The organism is Curtobacterium sp. YC1, from assembly GCF_016267665.1.
Taxonomy (GTDB): domain Bacteria; phylum Actinomycetota; class Actinomycetes; order Actinomycetales; family Microbacteriaceae; genus Curtobacterium.
This window is the reverse complement of the sequence record NZ_CP066341.1, coordinates 724,477-741,559: the sequence shown is the minus strand read 5'-3', so window position 1 is coordinate 741,559 and position 17,083 is coordinate 724,477. Positions and strand designations below refer to the sequence as shown.

The following is a 17,083-nucleotide window of genomic DNA, read 5'->3' as shown; positions in this document are numbered from 1 at the left end:
TCGACCAGATGCCCGCGAAGGGGTGTTACTCGGAGACCGGCTCGGAGCCGCCCTCGGCACCGGCTTCGGCGCCGGCCTCGGCCGAGGCCTCGTCCGCAGCGTCGTCGTCGGCGGTGCCACGCGGGGTGACGATCTGCACGACGAGCGCCTCGGGGTCGGTCTCGAGCTCGGCGCCCTCGGGGAGGGTCAGGTCGGCGGCAGTGATCTGCTTGCCGTCCTCGAGGCCCTCGACGTCGACCGTGACGTGCTCCGGGATGTCGGTCGCGAGCACGAGCAGCGAGACCGTGTTGAGGTCCTGCACGTGGATCGTGCCGGAGAAGGACTCGCCCTCGACGACGACGGGCACGTCGACCGTGACCTTCTCGCCGCGGCGCAGGACCACGAGGTCGATGTGCTCGATGATCTGACGCACCGGGTCACGCTGGACGTCCTTGACCAGGGCGAGCTGCGCAGCGCCCTCGATGTCGAGGTCGACGACCGCGTTGGCGGTACGGACGAGCAGCATGGTCTCGTGACCCGGCAGGGACACGTGCTGCGGCTCGGTGCCGTGGCCGTAGACGACGGCGGGGATCTTGTCGGCAGCGCGGAGCTTGCGCGCAGCGCCCTTGCCGAACTTGGTGCGGACTTCCGCTGCGAGCTTGGTGTAGTCGGCCATGGTGCCTCCTGGTCGTCGGGGACGACGCCGGGATGCCGGCATCGTGGGGGGTCTGTGGTGTTGCAACTCGAACGCGTGCACGCGTGAGGAACGATCCCAGAGTCTGGCCGGGTATCCCACCGCGTCGATCACGGCTGCGCGCGCGCAGCCCTCGCCGAAGTCAGGGACCGAGTCTAGCAGGACGGGCCGCGCGTGTCGCCCACCCGACGGCACCGCCCGGGCCGGGATCCGTCAGCGGCCGAGGTCGCGGCGGTGCTGCTGCGCGGCGGCCAGGAGTTCGCGCGCTCGGTCGCTCGCGGCCTCGGCCTCGTCGCGGGCTGCCTCGAGCCGGGCGATGTCGGCTTCGACCTGCTCGAGGGCACGCCGGAACTCCGCGCGGCGCTCCTCCGCCTGTTCGAGATCAGCCTCGGCGGCGTCGAGTGCCGCGTCGGCGTCTCGGGACTCCGTGCGCGCTGCGGTCTCGGCCTGGCGCGCGGCCTTCCGGTCGGCGGCGGGGTCGCGCGTCGGTTCGGGATCGGCGTCCGACTCCCGCTCCGGCTCCGGCTCCGGTCCACCGCGCTTCGCGGGCCGGGAGGCGCGGGTCGCCTTCCGCGCGCCCCTCGCCTCCGCGATGGGGATGGGCGGCGCACCACTGCCGGACCAGGCGTCGGGGACCGCGTCCGGGTCGGCGAGCGATCCGTCGAGGTCGACCGTGTCGAACCCCACGCTCTCGAGCGGCGCCACGAGCAGCCCCGACGTGACGGCCGCTCCGGCGTGCGGATCGGCCATCGCCGCCTCGATGGTCGAGCGCACCTGGTCGAGCACCGCCGGCGTGACCGTGTGCCCGGCGTCCGAGGCCAGGTCCGCCCCGGCCTGCGTCAGCGCCTCGACCACCTCGGCGCGCTGCCGTCGGAGTGCACGGATCGCGTTGGGGTCGGCGTCGGCCTGGGCCTTCCGGAGCGACGGCCCGAGGTCGACGGCGTCGTCGAGCGCACCGTCGTGGGCGAGCAGGTCGACCACCCACGCGGCGGGCGCGGGCTTCCGGAGCTTCCCGATCGCCGCGGCGAGCGCACGGTCGTCCTTCCGGACCGCCCGCTGGCGTGCGGTCCGCTCGGCGACGAAGTCCCCGGGCGCGACGAGCAGCAGCTCCCTGGCGACGTCCGCGAACCCGAGGTCTTCCACGCCTCCACTCTGCCCGCCGCGGCGCCGCGGACTACCAGTCGTGGACGGTGCCGTCGGCCAGGCGGTTGAACGGCAGGTAGGCCTGCTCGTACGGGTACTTGCCGGCTTCGTCGACGTCGAGCGTGACGCCGAGGCCCGGCTCGTCGCCCGGGTGCAGGTAGCCGTCGGTGAACGTGAACGTCTGCCGGAACACCTGGTTGGTCTGGGGACCGTGCTGCATGTACTCCTGGATGCCGAAGTTGTGGATCGCCAGCCCGAGGTGCATCTGGGCGGCGAGGCCCACCGGCGAGATGTCGGTCGGGCCGTGGAACCCGGACCGGATCTGGTACATCGCCGCGTAGTCCATCGTCTTCCGCAGCGGGGTGATGCCGCCCATGTGCGTGACGGCCCCGCGGACGTAGTCGATGAGCTGGTCGCGGATGATGTCCTTGAAGTCCCAGATCGTGTTGAAGACCTCGCCGATCGCCAGCGGTGTGGTGGTGTGCTGGCGGACGAGCTTCAGGGCCTCCTGGTTCTCGGCGGGGGTGCAGTCCTCGAGCCAGAAGAGGTCGTACGGCTCGAGGGACTTGCCGAGCTTGGCGGCCTGCAGCGGGGTCATCCGGTGGTGGCCGTCGTGCAGGAGCGGCAGCTCGGGGCCGAACTCGTTGCGGACGGCCTCGAACACGGTGGGTACGTGGCGCAGGTACGCACGGGTGTCCCAGTCCTCCATCGCCGGGAACGCCCCGCGCTGCGCCGGCTCGAAGTCGTACCGCACCCCGGCGTTGCCCTCGGAGGTCGTGTTCGACGCGATGCCGTAGATGCTCTCGAGCCCGGGGACACCGGTCTGCACCCGGATCGAGCGGTAGCCCTCTTCCTGGTGCTCGCGGATGGAGTCGAAGAGCTCCGGGAGTTCCTTGCCGGAGGCGTGCCCGTACGCCATCAGCCCCGTGCGGGACGCCCCACCGAGCAGCTGGTAGAGCGGCATGCCGGCGACCTTGGCCTTGATGTCCCAGAGGGCCATGTCCACGGCGGCGATCGCGGCCATCGTCACGGGACCCCGGCGCCAGTACGACGAGCGGTACAGGAACTGCCAGGCGTCCTCGATGCGGCTGGCGTCACGGCCGACCAGCAGCGGGACGACGTGCTCGGAGAGGTACGCGGAGACCGCCAACTCACGACCGTTCAACGTCGCGTCGCCGAGCCCCGTCACCCCGTCGGCGGTCGTGAGCTTGAGCGTGACGAAGTTGCGGTTCGGACTCGTGACGATGACCTCGGCCCGGTCGATCAGCTGCCCGCGGTCGGCGGAGGCCCAGGTGTCCGGACGACCCGAGGTCGCCTGGGCCGGTCCGCCGTCGCTCGCGCCGGGGAACGGGGCCGCCGGGTTCGTGGTGTTCGTGTCGGTCATGCGTGGACTCCTTCGTCGGAGGGCGCGCGGACTGCTGCCGCGGCGCTGCGGATCCCGTCGGCCGCCGCCGTCACGGCGGCGACCACGGGGGTCGTGTCGAGGTCTGGGGCGATGACGGCCAGGACGTCGTGCAGGCTCGAGTCTGGCCCGGGAGCGCCGGGGTCGTCCACCAGGTCGGGCTGCCCGGTCACGTGCAGCCACCACGCGGCGATCAGGGTCGCGGCACCGGTGCCGACCTCGGCGGACGGGTCGCGCGCCAGTCGGCGCCGCACGACGTCGACGACCCGGACGGGCAGCTTCTGCGAGCCGCCGACCGCGATCTGCCGCAGGGTGTGGCGGATGCGGGGGTTGGCGAACCGGTCGACCAGGGCCGCGCGGGCGTCGGCGACCTCGGCGTCGGGCAGCGGCAGTTCGAGCGCGGCTTCGTCCCAGAGCAGCTCGACGGCCGTGCGGCACACGGGGTCGTCCATCGCGGACGCCACGGTCTCGTGGCCGAGCTGCAGGCCGAGGTACGCCAGGAGCGAGTGCGCGCCGTTGAGCAGCCAGAGCTTCCGCTGCTCGTACGGCGTCACGTCGTCGACGACCCGCACGCCGGCGCTCTCCCACGCGGGCCGGTCGATCCCGTCGAAGGCGTCCTCGAGCACCCACTCGGCGAACGGTTCGGTGACCACCGGCACCCGGTCGCCGTCGAGCGCCCCGGGCAGTTCCGCCAGACGTGCGACGTCGTCGGCCGTCGTCGCGGGGGTGATCCGGTCGACCATCGACGAGGGGAACGTGACGTGCTCGTCGATCCACGCGAGCAGAGCGGGGTCGGACACCGCGGACAGCACGGCGTCGTGGAGCACCGCACCGTTGTGGGTCAGGTTGTCGAGCGACACCAGCGCGATCCGGCCTCCGTCGACTGCGCGGCGGGCGGCGAGCCCGTCGACCAACCGGGACGGCACGTCGGAGTCGTCCCGGTAGCCGGCCTCGGTGACCGTCAGCGTGAGGATGGTCGTGTCCGGTGACGCGACCACGTGCCTCCAGGCCGCGTCGTCGGTGCCGGGGTGGGCCGCCACGAGCGTGTCGACGACCTCGGCAGCGTCGCCGTCCGCGGCGCGGGTGACCAGCGTGTACCGGCAGTCCTGCGCGGTGAGCGCCTCCGCCACCGCCGGCGAGCGACCGGTGAACGCGGTGATGCCCCAGGGTTCGCCGTCGATGTGCGCCGTGTACCAGGCGAGGTGGGCGCGCGCGAAGGCCCCGACGCCCAGGTGCACGATGCCGGCACGACGGGTCATGCGGTCACCGGGACGAGCGAGCGCAGGTACGCAAGGTTGTCGGCGGTGCGCTCGGCGAGCGGCAGGTCGGTCGAGAAGTCCTCGATGGTGACCCAACCGTCGTAGCCGTGCTGCCGCAGGGCGTCGAGGTACTCGGACACCGAGGCCTGGCCGTCGCGCAGGGGTGCCCACTCGTTCCGCCAGATCCGGCTGCCGTCGGCGCGGGTCTCCCCCGTGTCCACCCAGCGGGCGTTCTTCACGTGGGCGTGCGCCAGGTACGGCCCGAGCAGCTCGAACGCGGCGAGGTGGTCTTCCTGCCCCTCGATGACGAGGTTGCCGAGGTCGTGGATCACGCCGACGTGTGCCGGGTCGAGGCCGTCGACCAGTCGTCGCGCGGCCGAGGCCGACGGCGTGATCGTCATGTGGTGCAGCTCGACCAGGGCCTTGACCCCGAGCTCGGCGGCCCGGCCGGTGGCCCACTCCAGGTCGGCACGGGTCCGGTCGAACACCTGGGGGTACGTCTCGCCGGTGCGCTCCCGCTCGCGGCGGTACATCGGCATCGTCACCCGGACCTGACCGGCGCCGAGTTCCGACGTGACGCGGAGCATGGTGTCGACGCCCTCGTGGTCGGCGGCGGGCTGGTAGCCGCCGATGCCGGAGTACCCGAGCCCGGCAGCGTCGGTGATCCGGGCGATCTCGGCCACCTGGACCTGGATGCCCGTGAACTGCCACGTCGAGCGGTTGCCGGCCCAGAAGCCGGAGGAGCCGTCCTCGGTGCGGTCGTCGACGATCCGCCACTCGATGCCGTCCCACCCCTGTCCGGCCAGCGTCTCGGCCGCCTGCTGCGGGGTCCAGTCGGGGGTCGAGGCGGTGAACACGGAGAACTTCATCGGGTGGCTCCTTCGGTGGTGGCGGGGGCTCCGACGACCGGCACGACCTGGTCGTACTCGCCCTGGATGACGTCGTCGATGCGGACGGGATGCCCCAGCGTCGCGCTGACGTACAGGCCGCGGACGGTGGCGAGCGAGACGAGGGCGTCGTCGACGGTTACGCCCGGATCGCGGCCCTCGCGGATCGCCGCGACGATGTCGGTGTACTGGCGTGCGTGTCCGGCGGCGAAGTGGTCGGGTTCGGCCGGCCCGCCGACGACGTGCTCGGGCGGCACGACCTCGTCCTTCTGGTCGACGGCGTCGGCGACGGCCGTCGCGTTCGCGGTCGTCGACGCCGACTCGAGCGTGGCCGTGTCCGGCGCGACGTGGAAGTACGCGAGCCGGTCGTCGTCGACGATGGCGGAGCCGTGGGTGCCGTACACCGCGTAGCGCGCCGACAGGCCCGGGTAGGCGGCCGTCGTGCAGTGGATGACCCCGAGGGCGCCGCCGCGGAACCGGACGGTGGCGACGGCGGTGTCCTCGACCTCGATGCGGTCGTGGGCGAGCAGGCCGGTCTGCGCGGAGATCTCCTCGGGCCGGCCGAGCGCCCAGACGAGCAGGTCGACGGTGTGCACGCCCTGGTTCATCACGGCGCCGCCGCCGTCGAGCGCCCAGGTGCCGCGCCAGTCGCCGGAGTCGTAGTACCCCTGCGACCGGTACCAGGCGACACTCGCGAGTCCCGAGGTGACCGTGCCGAACCGGCCACCGTGCGCGGCCTCGGCCACCGCGGCCGACGCCGGGTCGAACCGGTGCTGGCTGATGACGCTCGTCACGAGACCGCGAGCGCGGGCGTCGGCAGCGAGCGCCGCGATCTGCCGGGCCCGGGGCATCGTGGTGTCGAGCGGCTTCTCGATGACGACGTGCTTGCCGGCGGCCAGGGCGGCCTCGGCCAGCTGCACGTGCATGCCGGACGGCGAGCAGATCGCCACGACGTCGATGTCGGTGGCGGCGATGGCCTGCTCGATGGTCTCGGTGGTGATCGGCCGCGGGACCCCCATCGTCTCGACTTCGTCCGCGGCGCTCGTGGCCGCGGCGGGGATCGCGTCGACGAGGGCGACGACCTGCAGGTCGGGGTGCTGGACGGCGACGCGGGCGTGGTGGCGTCCGATGACGCCGGCGCCGACGACGGCCAGCTTGAGCGGGGTTGCTTCGGTCATCGCAGGGTGACTCCGATCTGGTCGGTGAGCGTCCGGAAGGCCCGACCGGCGCGCCCGAAGGCCGCCGGGCCGGAGAACCCGCCGAGGGAGGTGACGTCGCTGAGGTGCGGCTCGAGGGAGGCGTAGCCGGAGTACCCGGCGTCGCGGAGTGCGGTGAGCGTCTGGAGCAGTTCGCCGTCGCCCTCGCCCGCGGGCACCACGGAGGAGTCGGCGGCGAGGGCGTCCTTGACCTGCAGGTAGTCGACGTACGGGGCGAGCTGCTCCCAGCCGTCGGTGAAGGGCCGGACGCCGCACTGCACGTAGTTCGCGTTGTCCCAGGCCAGCCGGAGCGCGGGCGAACCGACGCTCTCGACGATGTCGAGCACCCGCGCGGGGACGTCGCCGTAGATGTCCTTCTCGTTCTCGTGCAGCAGGGTCACCCCGTCGCGCTCGGCGAGGTCGGCGAGGGCGCGCATGCGGACGAGTACGTCGTCGCGGACGGCCTCGGGCTGGCGGCCTGCGAAGTAGAACGAGAAGATCCGGATGTTCGTCGTGCCCAGGGCGTGCGCTGCACGGATCGCCCGGGACAGGCGCGACACCTCGTGTTCGACGGGTTCGTCGACGGACACCTTGCCGATCGGCGAGGCGATGGCGGACACCGTCTGCCCGCGCTCCTGGAGGACGCGGTGGAGCGCCGCGAGCTGGTCGTCGTCGAGGTCGACGACGTTGACGCCCCAGGCACTGCGGACCTCGATCGCGCTGGCGCCGAGTGCCTGCAGCACCGCGACCTGGACGACGGGATCGGCGTCGATCTCGTCGCCGAATCCGGAGAGTTCCCAACTGGGCTGGGTCATTGCGTTCCCTTCATGCGACCAGGGTGACCGGCGGGGCGGACGCGCACCGGGCCTCCAGTCAGATCTGTGGACGATTCGGCGGACTGCACAGGGCTACTTGACGGAGCCGGCCGTCAGGCCGCCGACCAGGTAGCGCTGGAAGATGAGGTACAGGGCGACGACGGGGACCGCGCAGACGATCGACGCGGCCATCATCTGGCCGTAGATCGGGACGGCACCGCCCTCCTGGGTGGTGCCGAGCACCTGCAGCACCACGGCGACGGTGCGGGTGTTCGGGGTCGTCATGATCGTGGAGAACAGGACGTCGTTCCAGCCGAGCAAGAAGGCGAAGATCGCGGAGACGACGATGCCCGGCCACGACAGCGGCAGCACGATCTTCGTCAGGATCTTCGTCGAGCTGGCGCCGTCGATGCGGGCGGCCTCCTCGAGCTCCTTCGGCAGGCCGCGCAGGTACGTGACCATCACCCACGTCGAGAACGGCAGGGCGAACGTCAGGTAGGTGACGAACAGACCCCAGCGGGTCCCGATGATCTGCACGCCGGTGGCGCTGGCGATGTTCGAGAACACCACGAAGACGGGCAGGAGCAGGAGTGTGCCCGGGATGGACTGCAGGGCGAGGAGCCCGCGCAGGATCGTCAGCCGCCCGAGGAACCGGAACCGGACGAGCACGTAGGCGGTGGACACGGCGAGCGCCGCACTCGCGACGGCGACCGCGCCGGCGGTGAGCATCGAGTTCACCAGTCCCTCGCCGAGGGCGACCGTGGACCAGATCTCGACGTAGTTCGACAGGGTGAACTCGGACGGGAAGTACTCGCCGCGGGCGACCGCGACGTCCGAGTTGACCGAACCGAACAGGATGTAGAGCACCGGCACGGCGATGAACGCGATGATGACGGCGATCACGGTGACGAGCAACCAGCGGGGCAGCAGGCGTGTGACGTCGGTGTCGTAGGGGCGCTTGTGGCGTCGGCCGGGTGCCGTGATGCTCTCGGTGAGCGTCGCGGTGGGGCGGGTGCGCGTGGTGCCGAAGGTGGTCATGCTCGTGCTCCGTCGATGTCGGCGGTGGTCGGGGCGGCGGCGAGCGTGGCGCGGTCGGCGCGGCGCTGCCTGCGCGAGGGACCCGCGTCGTCACCGGTGTCGAGCTTGACCGCCCGCAGGTAGACGAACAGCGGGATCGCGACGATCACGAGCGAGCAGATCGCCATCGCCGCGGACAGGCCGAAGCGGAACGACTGGAAGCTCGCGATGTACGTCAGGACGGGCATGACCTCGACGCTCGACGGCAGCGGGACACCGAACAGCACGAACGGCAGCGTGAAGTTGTTGATGTTGTGCAGGATCGAGATGATCACCGCCAGGCTCAGCGGACCGCGCAGGTACGGGAAGATGATGTACCGCAGCTTCGCCCACCACGTCACTCCGTCGAGGGCAGCGGCCTCGTGCACCTCGTTGTCGACGGCCTGCAGTCCGGCCAGGGACAGCAGGTAGACGAAGGGCCAGCTCGTCCAGATCATCACCCCGGCGAGCGCCCAGTAGGACGCCGAGCCGTTGAGCCACAGCACGTCGGTGTGCAGGATCGAGTTGACGACGCCCTGCGGCTGGAGCATCGTGCGGAAGAACGTGCCGACGACGAACGCGGGCAGCACGTACGGGATCAGGTAGATCGAGCGGACGAGCCCGCGGCCCGGGAACCGGTTCTGCGTCGAGATCGCCGCCGCGACCCCGATCGGTACGGTGACGGCGGTGACGAGCACCGACAGGGACACCGAGATCCAGATGGAGTGCAGCAGCGGCGAGTTCGTGAACGCCTCGGTGAAGTTGGCGAGCCCGACGAACGGGGCGCTGAACCACTCGCGCAGCGTGTACTGGTCGAGGTCGAGCATCGCGATGAAGAAGCCCACCAGGAGCGGCACCACGATGACGGCGAGCATGAGGACGCCGCCGGGCAGGAGCATCCACAGCGGACGCTCGCGCTTGTACAGGGGTGTCTTCCCGACCGGGCGGACCGGCCGCGGTGGTGCCGCGTCGGTGCGGGGACGGGTCTGCGTGCTGGTCATCACAGCCCTCCGTTCTTCTGGCGGTCGAGGGTGGCCTGGGCGTCGCGTTGCGCTGCTCCGAGCCGCTTCCGGAGTTCGTCGTCGGTGACCTCGCCGGACTTGAGCGACGGGATCGACTGCACGACGACGTCGACCAGGGCGAGCTGGATGTCGGACCACGCACCGGTGAAGGCGGTCGGCTTCGACAGGCGTCCGGCGTCGATGATCGGCTCGAGCTGCGGGTTGTCCGCCGCGAGCCGCGCGGCGGCGTCGACGTTGGTCGGCAGGTTGCCGAACAGCTCGTAGTACTCGAGCTGTGCCTCCGGCGCGCTGAGCTGCTCGATGAAGTCGAACGACAGGTCCTGCTTGGTGCCGTAGTCGGCCACGACCCAGTTGTCGCCCGAGAGGATGCTCGCCGCTTCGATGCCGTCGCTCGGACGCGACGTCGCACCCGGTGGCACGGTCGGCAGCAGGGCGAACTCGTACTTGCCGTCGACCTTGGTCCCCTCGAACGAGTTGATCGCCGTGGTGGTCGTCATCGGGAAGAACGCGGCCTTGCCGTCGGTGAACTGCGCGAGTGCCTGGGCGTTGTTCCAGCCGATCGCGGCCGGGTCGACGACGCCGTCCTTCGTCACCCAGTCGAAGTAGGTGCGGTAGGCGTTCGCGACGGCCTCGCTGTCGATCTCGGCCGTCGACCCGTCGACGATCGTGTTGCCGGCGTTCTGGGCCATCCCCCACACGAACTTCCAGGGGTCGAAGCCGTCGGCGTACGCGATCGCCATGCCGTGGCGGCCGTCGCCGGTGGTGGCCTCCGCGTCCGCGGTGAGTTCGTCCCACGTGGTGGGCATCTCCTTGATGCCGGCCTTCGCGAGCAGCTCCGTGTTCACCGCCATCACGAACGGGCGGCTGGCGAACGGTATGCCGATCTGCTTCGACTCGCTCGGGCCGGAGATGCCGAAGGACGCGGGGTCGAACTGGTCCTTGCCGCCGATCGCGTCCCACTCCTCCGTGCCCATCTCGACGAAGGCGCCGGTGGCGTAGGCGGTCGGGGTGAAGGTGGTGCCGATCGCGTAGACGTCGGGGCCCTGCCCGGAGATGACGCTCGTCTGGATCGCGGTCAGTTCTTCTTGGGCGGACGAGTACGTCTCCCACTGGATGTCCGCCCCCGTGGTGCGCTTGAACTCGGCGGCGGTCTCGCGCTGCCACTGCTTGCGTTCCTTCGGGTAGGTGGTGTCCGCGCCCATCATCACGCGGAGGGTGTTCGGGTCGTCGCCGCTGCCGTTCACCACGGCACATCCCTGCAGGGACAGTGCGGCGAGGGCGACCACGGCGACGGCACCGACGAGGGTGCGGGGCCGCAGGCGTCGCGTGTTCGTGCTTCGCGTTCTCATCCGGGGGTTTCCTCCTCGAGACCTCCTCCGAGCGGCGCTGCTCGGTGGCACCACTGTCCCGCCGTTGGCAACATGCGGCAACCGGTTGCCACTTGTTGCCAGAGCCGAATACGTTCGGCCTCGTGAGCAGCGCAGACACGGACACCACACGGCGGGTGACCATCCGGGACATCGCCGAGGCGACCGGCGTCGCACCGTCGACCGTGTCCCGAGCCCTGTCGCTGCCGGACCGGGTCAACCCCGCCACCCAGGAGCGCATCCGGCGGGCCGCCCGCGAACTCGGCTACGTCGCCAACTCGCAGGCGCGGGCACTGACCTCCGGCCGGACCCGCGCCGTCGCCGTGCTCGTCTCCGACATCACGAACCCGTTCTACTTCGACGTCATCCGGGGTACGCAGCACCAGCTCGCCGCCGCCGGGTGGACCCAGCTGCTCGTCGACACCGAGGAGTCCGCCGACGCCGAGATGGCCGCACTCACCGCGGTCGGCGCGAAGGCCGACGGCGTCGTGCTCACCGCGTCACGGCTGTCCGACGCGCAGATCGCCCGCTTCGCCGAGCGTCTGCCGCTCGTCGTCGTCAACCGCCGGCCCGCCGGTGTGCCCTCTGTGCTCATCGACACCCCGGGCGGGGTCGAGCAGGCCGTGCAGCACCTCGTCTCGCTCGGCCACCGCGACGTGCTCTACGTCGCCGGGCCGGACAGCTCGTGGTCGAACGAGCGCCGCTGGCGTGCGCTCGTGCAGGTCGGCAGACGCCTGGGCGTGCGGGTCGCGCGCATCGGACCGCACGCACCCTTCGTCGACTCGGGCGCCGCGGCCGCCGACGCCGCCGTGCACGCCGGGGCCACCGCCTGCGTCGCCTTCAACGACCTGATCGCGATCGGCATGCTCGCCCGCCTGCGGGAGCGCGGGGTCCGCGTCCCCGAGGACATGAGCATCGTCGGCTGCGACGACATCTTCGGCGCGGACTTCTGCAATCCGCCGCTCACCACGATGACCTCGCCGATCGAGCGCGCCGGCCGGGTCGCCATCCGGATGCTGCTCGGACGGCTCGGGGCACTCCCCGCCGACGAACTGCCCGGGGAGCACATGTCCGGCGCCGTCGCCCTGCCCACCCACCTGACCGTGCGCGAGTCCACCGGCCCCGCGCCCATCCGCTCGTGATCCGCACCGGTCCCCGTGTGACCCGTCCCGCTGTCCCACCGAAGGAGTCGACGATGACCCAGTCCAGCACCCCCGCCCGCCTCGCGCCCCACCCCGACCGGCTGTTCCCGGCCGACGCCGGCGCCCGGGCGGTCGCTCGGACCGTCTTCGACGCCGTCAAGGACGCCCCGATCATCTCGCCGCACGGACACGTCGACGCCGCGCTGATCGCGGCCGACCGACCGTTCCCGGACCCGGCAGCGCTGCTCGTCACGCCCGACCACTACGTGCTCCGGCTGCTGCACGCGAACGGGGTCGGACTGGAGGCGCTGGGACGCGAGGACCTGTCGGGGACGCACCCCGCGCCTCCAGGCCGCGCCGTCTGGCGGCAGCTCGCGGAGCACTGGGACGACTTCCTGGGCACACCCGTGCGCTACTGGTTCGAGACGGAACTGCACGACGTGTTCGGTCTGACGGAGCAGCCGTCGGCCGCGAACGCGGACGCGCAGTACGACCAGATCGCCCGCCAGCTGGCGTCACCCGCCTTCCGGCCCCGCGCCCTGTTCGACACGTTCGGCATCGAGGTCCTCGCCACCACCGACGGCCCGGCCGACGACCTCGCCGCGCACGCGCGGCTCGCCGCCGACCCGGGCTTCACCGGCCGGGTGCTCCCCACCTTCCGCGCCGATGCCGTGTTCGACCCGACGCGGTCGGACTGGAGGCCCGTGGTCACGTCGATCGGTGAGGCTGCGGGCATCGACACGGGCACCCACGCCGGGCTGCTGGCGGCACTCCGCGCACGCCGCCAGTACTTCATCGGCCACGGCGCGACCGCCACCGACACCGGGGTGCTGGACGCCGGGTCCGCGCCGCTGCCGTCGAGCGAGCGCGAACGCATCCACGCGGCTGCGCTCCGCGACCCGTCCTCGGTGTCGGACGCCGACGCCACCGCGTACCGGCACGACATGCTCTTCCGCTGGGCGGAGATGAGCGTCGACGACGGCCTGGTCATGCAGTTGCACCCCGGGGTGATCCGGAACCACCACACCCCCACCCTCGACCGCTTCGGGCCGGACACGGGGCACGACCTGCCCGCCGTCGGGTCGTTCACGGAGCCGTTGCGTCCGCTGCTCGAGGCGTTCGGCACCGCCCCCGGTTTCCACCTGGTGCTCTTCACCGTCGACGAGACCGTGTTCTCGCGCGAGATCGGTCCGCTCGCCGGCTTCTACCCGGCCGTGTACGCGGGGGCGCCGTGGTGGTTCATCGACACCCCGGCCGCGATCGGGCGGTACCGGTCCGCGGTCACCGACTCGGCGTCGTTCACGAAGACGTCCGGGTTCATCGACGACACCCGGGCGTACTGCTCGATCCCGGCGCGGCACGACATGGCCCGACGGGCGGACGCGGCGTACCTGGCGTCGCTCGTCGTCACCCACCAGATGTCGGAGGAGGACGCGGTCCGCACGGCGCAGCGGATCGTGTCGGACATCCCGCGGGCGACGTTCAAGCTCTGAGCGCCGAGCGCCCGGGGGTTCGACCGCGGTCACGCTGCCGGGTACCGGCCGCACCCGCCCGACGGCCGGCGGCCGGCCGCGGTCACGCTGCCCGGCACCGGTCGCACTCGCTCCGTCGTCGCCCGGTACGGTCGGGCGCATGAGAGAGCGGGTGACGGCGGCGTACAGCGCTCGGGCCGACCAGTACGCGGCGCTGCTCGGCTCGATGGCGGCCGTCCACCCCGACGACCGGACACTCGTGGACGCCTGGGCAGCAGGCCGTCGCGGTCCGTTGCTCGACGCCGGGTGCGGCCCCGGGCACTGGGCGGCGTCCCTCGCTCGGCAGGGGCACCGCGTGACCGGCATCGACGCCGTGCCGGAGTTCGTCGAGCACGCGCGCCGCACGTACGGCTCCGAGGACGTCGACTTCCGGGTCGGCTCGCTCGACGCGCTGCCGATCGCGGACGGCAGCGTCGACGGGGTCCTCTCCTGGTACTCGGTGATCCACCACGATCCCGCTCGCATCGGCGTCCCGCTGGCCGAGTTCCGGCGGGTGCTCTGCCCCGGCGGCGGTCTGCTGCTCGGGTTCTTCGAGGGTCCCGCGGTCGAGGCCTTCGACCACGCGGTCGTCACCGCCAACCGGTGGCCGGTCGCGTCCCTGGCGGCGCTGCTCGACGAAGCGGGCTTCGAGGTCGTGGACACCGTCACACGCACCGCGCCCGAGCACCGGCCGCACGGCGCGATCAGTGCGGTGCGGCGCTGACGGGGCGTCGTGCGGGCGTGCGGTCGGCCGAGATCAGCGGGGCCAGGGCAGCAGCGATGTCCGGCACGGCATCGAGCTCTCCCTCGGCGACCGCGACGATGAAGTCGTAGGCCTGGTCGTTCGAGGCGTGCAACCGCGTGCCGTTCACGCCGAGGAAGACCACCAACAGCATCAGCCCGAGGCGCTTGTTGTCGTCGACCAGGGCATGGTTCCGCACGGTGGAGTGGACGAGCGCCGCGGCCTTCTCGACCAACGTCGGGTAGGCGTCGCTCCCGCCCACGGACGCCGCTGGCCGTGCCACCGCCGCCTCGAGCAACCCGACGTCGCGGACGGCGCAGCCCGGGCCGAGGGTCCGCCGGGCGATGTGCAGCGCTTCGTCGGCGGTGAGGTGGATCACCTGCCGAGTCGCTCGAGTGCCTCGGCGTACCGGGGGAGTTCGCGGTCCAGGATGCCGTCGATGAGGTCGGTGCGGCTGTGGTGCTCGATGTACTCCCGGATGGCGGCCCGGGCGACGTCCTGCATGGAGCGCGCCTCGAGGTCGGCACGTCGGCGCAGCGCCGCGGCCTCGGATTCGTCGAGTCGGAGGGTCATCGCCATGCGGTCCATGGTATCGACGGTGGTATCGGTCCGGGGAGCAGTGATCGTGGTCATGGCACGACCGTAGGAGCAGCGCACACCGCAGATGCCGCGCCGGGGACTTCTTGGGGACGGCCGAAGCAGGGCCAGGCCCTGTGCAGGAACAGCGCCGAGTCGTCGACGCCCGGTTCAGGCCGCGGTGACGGCGAGTGCCGCCAGGATGTGCCGCACGGTATCGTCGACCGATCCGTCGATGTCCACGTCGACCGCGGCCTCGTCGGACTGGAGCCGCTCGAGCGTCGCGAACTGCGAGTCGAGCAACGACGTCGGCATGTACTCGTGGTGGCGATGGGCCTGCCGCTCGGCGATGAGGTCGCGGGATCCGTCCAGGAACGCGATGACGAGACCCGGCGCGGACGCGCGGAGTCGGTCGCGGTAGACGCGCTTCAGGGCGGAGTTCGCCATCACGCAGCGCGAACCGTCCGCCTCGACGGCGGCGATGCGTGCCGCGCAGGCGTCGAGCCAGGGCCAGCGGTCGTCGTCCGTGAGCGGGATGCCCTGGCGCATCTTCTCCTTGTTGGCGGCCGGGTGCAGGTCGTCGGCGTCGACGAACACGCACGGCTCGCCCCGTGCCACGAGCGCGTCGGCCAGGGCTCGGCCGACGGTCGACTTGCCGGAGCCCGAGACCCCCATGACGAGGACGGGCGGGTGGACAGCGCGCTCGGTCATCCCTCCACAGTATTCACCGTCCGGGCAGTGGTCCCCAGTTGCCGCAACACCCGTGCAGTTCCAGGGCAGCGGTCGTAGGTTGGGCGCCACCGACAGGACGAAGGAGACGCTCGTGGCAGACAACAACGGTCAGGCGAACATCGGGGTCGTCGGACTCGCAGTGATGGGGTCCAACCTCGCGAGGAACCTCGCATCGCGCGAAGGCAACACCGTGGCGGTCTACAACCGCACGTACGCCCGGACCGAGGAGCTGCTGAACGAGCACGGCGACGCCGGGTTCATCGCGTCGGAGGACATCGACGGCTTCGTCGCGTCCCTGGCCAAGCCGCGCACGGCGATCATCATGGTGCAGGCGGGAGCCGGCACCGACGCCGTCATCGGACAGCTGGCCGAGCGGTTCGAACCGGGCGACATCATCGTGGACGGCGGCAACGCGAACTTCCACGACACCATCCGCCGCGAGCACGAGCTGCGCGAGCAGGGCCTGAACTTCGTCGGCACCGGCATCTCCGGCGGCGAGGAGGGCGCACTGAAGGGCCCGTCGATCATGCCGGGCGGATCGGACGAGGCCTGGGAGACCCTCGGCCCGATCCTCAAGTCGATCGCCGCGGTGGCCGAGGGCGAGCCGTGCGTGACCCACATCGGCACCGACGGCGCCGGCCACTTCGTGAAGATGGTGCACAACGGCATCGAGTACGCCGACATGCAGCTGATCGCCGAGTCCTACGACCTGCTCCGACGCGCCGGCGGGCTGTCGGTCGAGGAACTCGTCGGCGTCTTCGACGAGTGGAACAAGGGCGACCTCGAGTCGTACCTGATCGAGATCACCGGCGAGGTGCTCAAGCAGACCGACGCCGACACCGGCAAGCCGCTCGTCGACGTCATCCGCGATGCCGCGGGCTCGAAGGGCACGGGCGTGTGGACGGTGCAGAACGCCGTGGGGCTCGGCATCCCCGTCTCCGGCATCGGCGAGGCGGTGTTCGCCCGTGCGGTGTCCTCCAAGCCGACGCAGCGTGCCGCCGTCCAGCAGTCGGTGCGCAGCCGTCCGGACGTCGCCCCGGTGCCGGACACCTTCGCCGACGACGTGCGCGCGGCGTTGTACGCGTCGAAGGTCGTCGCCTACGCGCAGGGCTTCGACCTCATCATCGCCGGAGCCGAGGAGTACGGCTGGGACATCGACCTGGGCAACGTCGCGAAGATCTGGCGCGGTGGTTGCATCATCCGCGCCCAGTTCCTCAACCGCATCGTCGAGGCGTACGACGAGAACCCCGCGCTCGAGAGCCTGCTGGTCGACCCGTACTTCGCGAACGCGGTCGCTGAGGGCGAAGCCGCCTGGCGGCGCATCGTCGGCATCGCGGCGGCGTCCGGGATCCCCGCTCCGGGGTTCTCGTCGGCGCTGTCGTACTTCGACTCCCTGGCATCCGACCGTCTGCCGGCGTCCCTGATCCAGGGGCAGCGTGACTTCTTCGGCGCCCACACGTACCAGCGCGTCGACAAGGAGGGCACGTTCCACACGTTGTGGTCGGACGACGACCGCCGCGAGGTCGAGCAGGAGCCGTCGACCCACTGACCGTGCCGCGT

At 71.5% G+C, this 17,083-nt stretch carries 17 protein-coding genes; 4 read left to right on the top strand and 13 right to left on the bottom strand.

The genetic code is table 11. The features are described from left to right. Nucleotides 1-25 precede the first annotated feature (25 nt). From I8920_RS03645 to I8920_RS03600, 10 genes are all read right to left on the bottom strand, one after another. Nucleotides 26-655: a 50S ribosomal protein L25/general stress protein Ctc gene (locus I8920_RS03645; protein ID WP_198657823.1), complete on the bottom strand. Its 630-nt coding sequence runs from the start codon at nucleotides 653-655 to the stop codon at nucleotides 26-28. Between the two features lie 231 nt (nucleotides 656-886). Beyond that, nucleotides 887-1,816, bottom strand: a complete 930-nt coding sequence (locus tag I8920_RS03640) for a hypothetical protein (RefSeq protein WP_198657822.1) — start codon at nucleotides 1,814-1,816, stop codon at nucleotides 887-889. Between the two features lie 31 nt (nucleotides 1,817-1,847). Further along, complete coding sequence (gene manD / locus I8920_RS03635; protein WP_225558995.1) at nucleotides 1,848-3,200, bottom strand: D-mannonate dehydratase ManD; 1,353 nt, start codon at nucleotides 3,198-3,200, stop codon at nucleotides 1,848-1,850. After that, nucleotides 3,197-4,477, bottom strand: a complete 1,281-nt coding sequence (locus I8920_RS03630) for a mannitol dehydrogenase family protein (RefSeq protein ID WP_198657821.1) — start codon at nucleotides 4,475-4,477, stop codon at nucleotides 3,197-3,199. Before I8920_RS03630 ends, manD begins: the two co-directional genes overlap by 4 nt. Then, entirely contained in the window at nucleotides 4,474-5,346 is an 873-nt protein-coding gene (locus tag I8920_RS03625; protein ID WP_198657820.1) for a sugar phosphate isomerase/epimerase family protein, read from the bottom strand. Before I8920_RS03625 ends, I8920_RS03630 begins: the two co-directional genes overlap by 4 nt. Next, the gene (locus I8920_RS03620) at nucleotides 5,343-6,542 is read right to left on the bottom strand and encodes a Gfo/Idh/MocA family protein (RefSeq protein ID WP_198657819.1); all 1,200 of its coding nucleotides are present in this window, start codon (nucleotides 6,540-6,542) and stop codon (nucleotides 5,343-5,345) included. The genes I8920_RS03625 and I8920_RS03620 overlap by 4 nt, the downstream gene beginning before the upstream one ends. Continuing rightward, nucleotides 6,539-7,375, bottom strand: coding sequence for a sugar phosphate isomerase/epimerase family protein (locus tag I8920_RS03615; protein WP_198657818.1), 837 nt, complete (start codon nucleotides 7,373-7,375; stop codon nucleotides 6,539-6,541). The genes I8920_RS03620 and I8920_RS03615 overlap by 4 nt, the downstream gene beginning before the upstream one ends. 93 nt (nucleotides 7,376-7,468) lie before the next feature. Beyond that, nucleotides 7,469-8,413, bottom strand: coding sequence for a carbohydrate ABC transporter permease (locus I8920_RS03610; protein ID WP_198657817.1), 945 nt, complete (start codon nucleotides 8,411-8,413; stop codon nucleotides 7,469-7,471). After that, complete coding sequence (locus tag I8920_RS03605) at nucleotides 8,410-9,432, bottom strand: carbohydrate ABC transporter permease (protein WP_198657816.1); 1,023 nt, start codon at nucleotides 9,430-9,432, stop codon at nucleotides 8,410-8,412. The genes I8920_RS03610 and I8920_RS03605 overlap by 4 nt, the downstream gene beginning before the upstream one ends. After that, nucleotides 9,432-10,802 carry an ABC transporter substrate-binding protein gene (locus tag I8920_RS03600; RefSeq protein WP_198657815.1) on the bottom strand — a complete coding sequence of 457 codons (1,371 nt, stop codon included), beginning with the start codon at nucleotides 10,800-10,802 and terminating at the stop codon, nucleotides 9,432-9,434. The genes I8920_RS03605 and I8920_RS03600 overlap by 1 nt, the downstream gene beginning before the upstream one ends. A 122-nt stretch (nucleotides 10,803-10,924) precedes the next feature. On the opposite strand from I8920_RS03600, the gene I8920_RS03595 reads away from it, so the two are divergent. The 3 genes from I8920_RS03595 (at nucleotide 10,925) to I8920_RS03585 (ending at nucleotide 14,197) form a co-directional block, all read left to right on the top strand. Continuing rightward, on the top strand, nucleotides 10,925-11,962 hold the full coding sequence (locus I8920_RS03595; protein WP_198657814.1) for a LacI family DNA-binding transcriptional regulator: 1,038 nt from the start codon (nucleotides 10,925-10,927) through the stop codon (nucleotides 11,960-11,962). 53 nt (nucleotides 11,963-12,015) lie between these two features. Further along, nucleotides 12,016-13,455, top strand: coding sequence for a glucuronate isomerase (gene uxaC / locus I8920_RS03590; RefSeq protein WP_198657813.1), 1,440 nt, complete (start codon nucleotides 12,016-12,018; stop codon nucleotides 13,453-13,455). Nucleotides 13,456-13,594: 139 nt separating this feature from the next. Beyond that, nucleotides 13,595-14,197, top strand: coding sequence for a class I SAM-dependent methyltransferase (locus tag I8920_RS03585; RefSeq protein WP_198657812.1), 603 nt, complete (start codon nucleotides 13,595-13,597; stop codon nucleotides 14,195-14,197). Here the strand turns inward: I8920_RS03585 and I8920_RS03580 are convergent. From I8920_RS03580 to I8920_RS03570, 3 genes are all read right to left on the bottom strand, one after another. Next, nucleotides 14,178-14,594: a type II toxin-antitoxin system death-on-curing family toxin gene (locus tag I8920_RS03580; RefSeq protein WP_198657811.1), complete on the bottom strand. Its 417-nt coding sequence runs from the start codon at nucleotides 14,592-14,594 to the stop codon at nucleotides 14,178-14,180. The two genes, I8920_RS03585 and I8920_RS03580, sit on opposite strands and share 20 nt — an antisense overlap. Then, nucleotides 14,591-14,794 carry a ribbon-helix-helix protein, CopG family gene (locus I8920_RS03575; protein ID WP_198657810.1) on the bottom strand — a complete coding sequence of 68 codons (204 nt, stop codon included), beginning with the start codon at nucleotides 14,792-14,794 and terminating at the stop codon, nucleotides 14,591-14,593. Before I8920_RS03575 ends, I8920_RS03580 begins: the two co-directional genes overlap by 4 nt. Before the next feature lie 168 nt (nucleotides 14,795-14,962). Continuing rightward, on the bottom strand, nucleotides 14,963-15,502 hold the full coding sequence (locus I8920_RS03570) for a gluconokinase (protein WP_198657809.1): 540 nt from the start codon (nucleotides 15,500-15,502) through the stop codon (nucleotides 14,963-14,965). A gap of 112 nt (nucleotides 15,503-15,614) precedes the next feature. Here I8920_RS03570 and gndA point away from each other — a divergent pair, with 112 nt between their 5' ends. Further along, a complete protein-coding gene (gene gndA, locus I8920_RS03565; protein WP_198657808.1) occupies nucleotides 15,615-17,072 on the top strand; it encodes an NADP-dependent phosphogluconate dehydrogenase in 1,458 nt (485 codons plus the stop codon). The last annotated feature ends 11 nt before the right edge of the window (nucleotides 17,073-17,083 follow it).

Excerpts from the sequence above, each read along its gene's own strand:
- I8920_RS03645 (WP_198657823.1), bottom strand. The coding sequence starts at position 655 with ATGGCCGACTACACCAAGCTCGCAGCGGAAGTCCGCACCAAGTTCGGC.
- manD (WP_225558995.1), bottom strand. The coding sequence starts at position 3,200 with ATGACCGACACGAACACCACGAACCCGGCGGCCCCGTTCCCCGGCGCG.
- I8920_RS03630 (WP_198657821.1), bottom strand. The coding sequence starts at position 4,477 with ATGACCCGTCGTGCCGGCATCGTGCACCTGGGCGTCGGGGCCTTCGCG.
- I8920_RS03625 (WP_198657820.1), bottom strand. The coding sequence starts at position 5,346 with ATGAAGTTCTCCGTGTTCACCGCCTCGACCCCCGACTGGACCCCGCAG.
- I8920_RS03620 (WP_198657819.1), bottom strand. The coding sequence starts at position 6,542 with ATGACCGAAGCAACCCCGCTCAAGCTGGCCGTCGTCGGCGCCGGCGTC.
- I8920_RS03615 (WP_198657818.1), bottom strand. The coding sequence starts at position 7,375 with ATGACCCAGCCCAGTTGGGAACTCTCCGGATTCGGCGACGAGATCGAC.
- I8920_RS03610 (WP_198657817.1), bottom strand. The coding sequence starts at position 8,413 with ATGACCACCTTCGGCACCACGCGCACCCGCCCCACCGCGACGCTCACC.
- I8920_RS03605 (WP_198657816.1), bottom strand. The coding sequence starts at position 9,432 with ATGACCAGCACGCAGACCCGTCCCCGCACCGACGCGGCACCACCGCGG.
- I8920_RS03600 (WP_198657815.1), bottom strand. The coding sequence starts at position 10,802 with ATGAGAACGCGAAGCACGAACACGCGACGCCTGCGGCCCCGCACCCTC.
- uxaC (WP_198657813.1), top strand. The coding sequence starts at position 12,016 with ATGACCCAGTCCAGCACCCCCGCCCGCCTCGCGCCCCACCCCGACCGG.
- I8920_RS03585 (WP_198657812.1), top strand. The coding sequence starts at position 13,595 with ATGAGAGAGCGGGTGACGGCGGCGTACAGCGCTCGGGCCGACCAGTAC.
- I8920_RS03575 (WP_198657810.1), bottom strand. The coding sequence starts at position 14,794 with ATGGCGATGACCCTCCGACTCGACGAATCCGAGGCCGCGGCGCTGCGC.
- I8920_RS03570 (WP_198657809.1), bottom strand. The coding sequence starts at position 15,502 with ATGACCGAGCGCGCTGTCCACCCGCCCGTCCTCGTCATGGGGGTCTCG.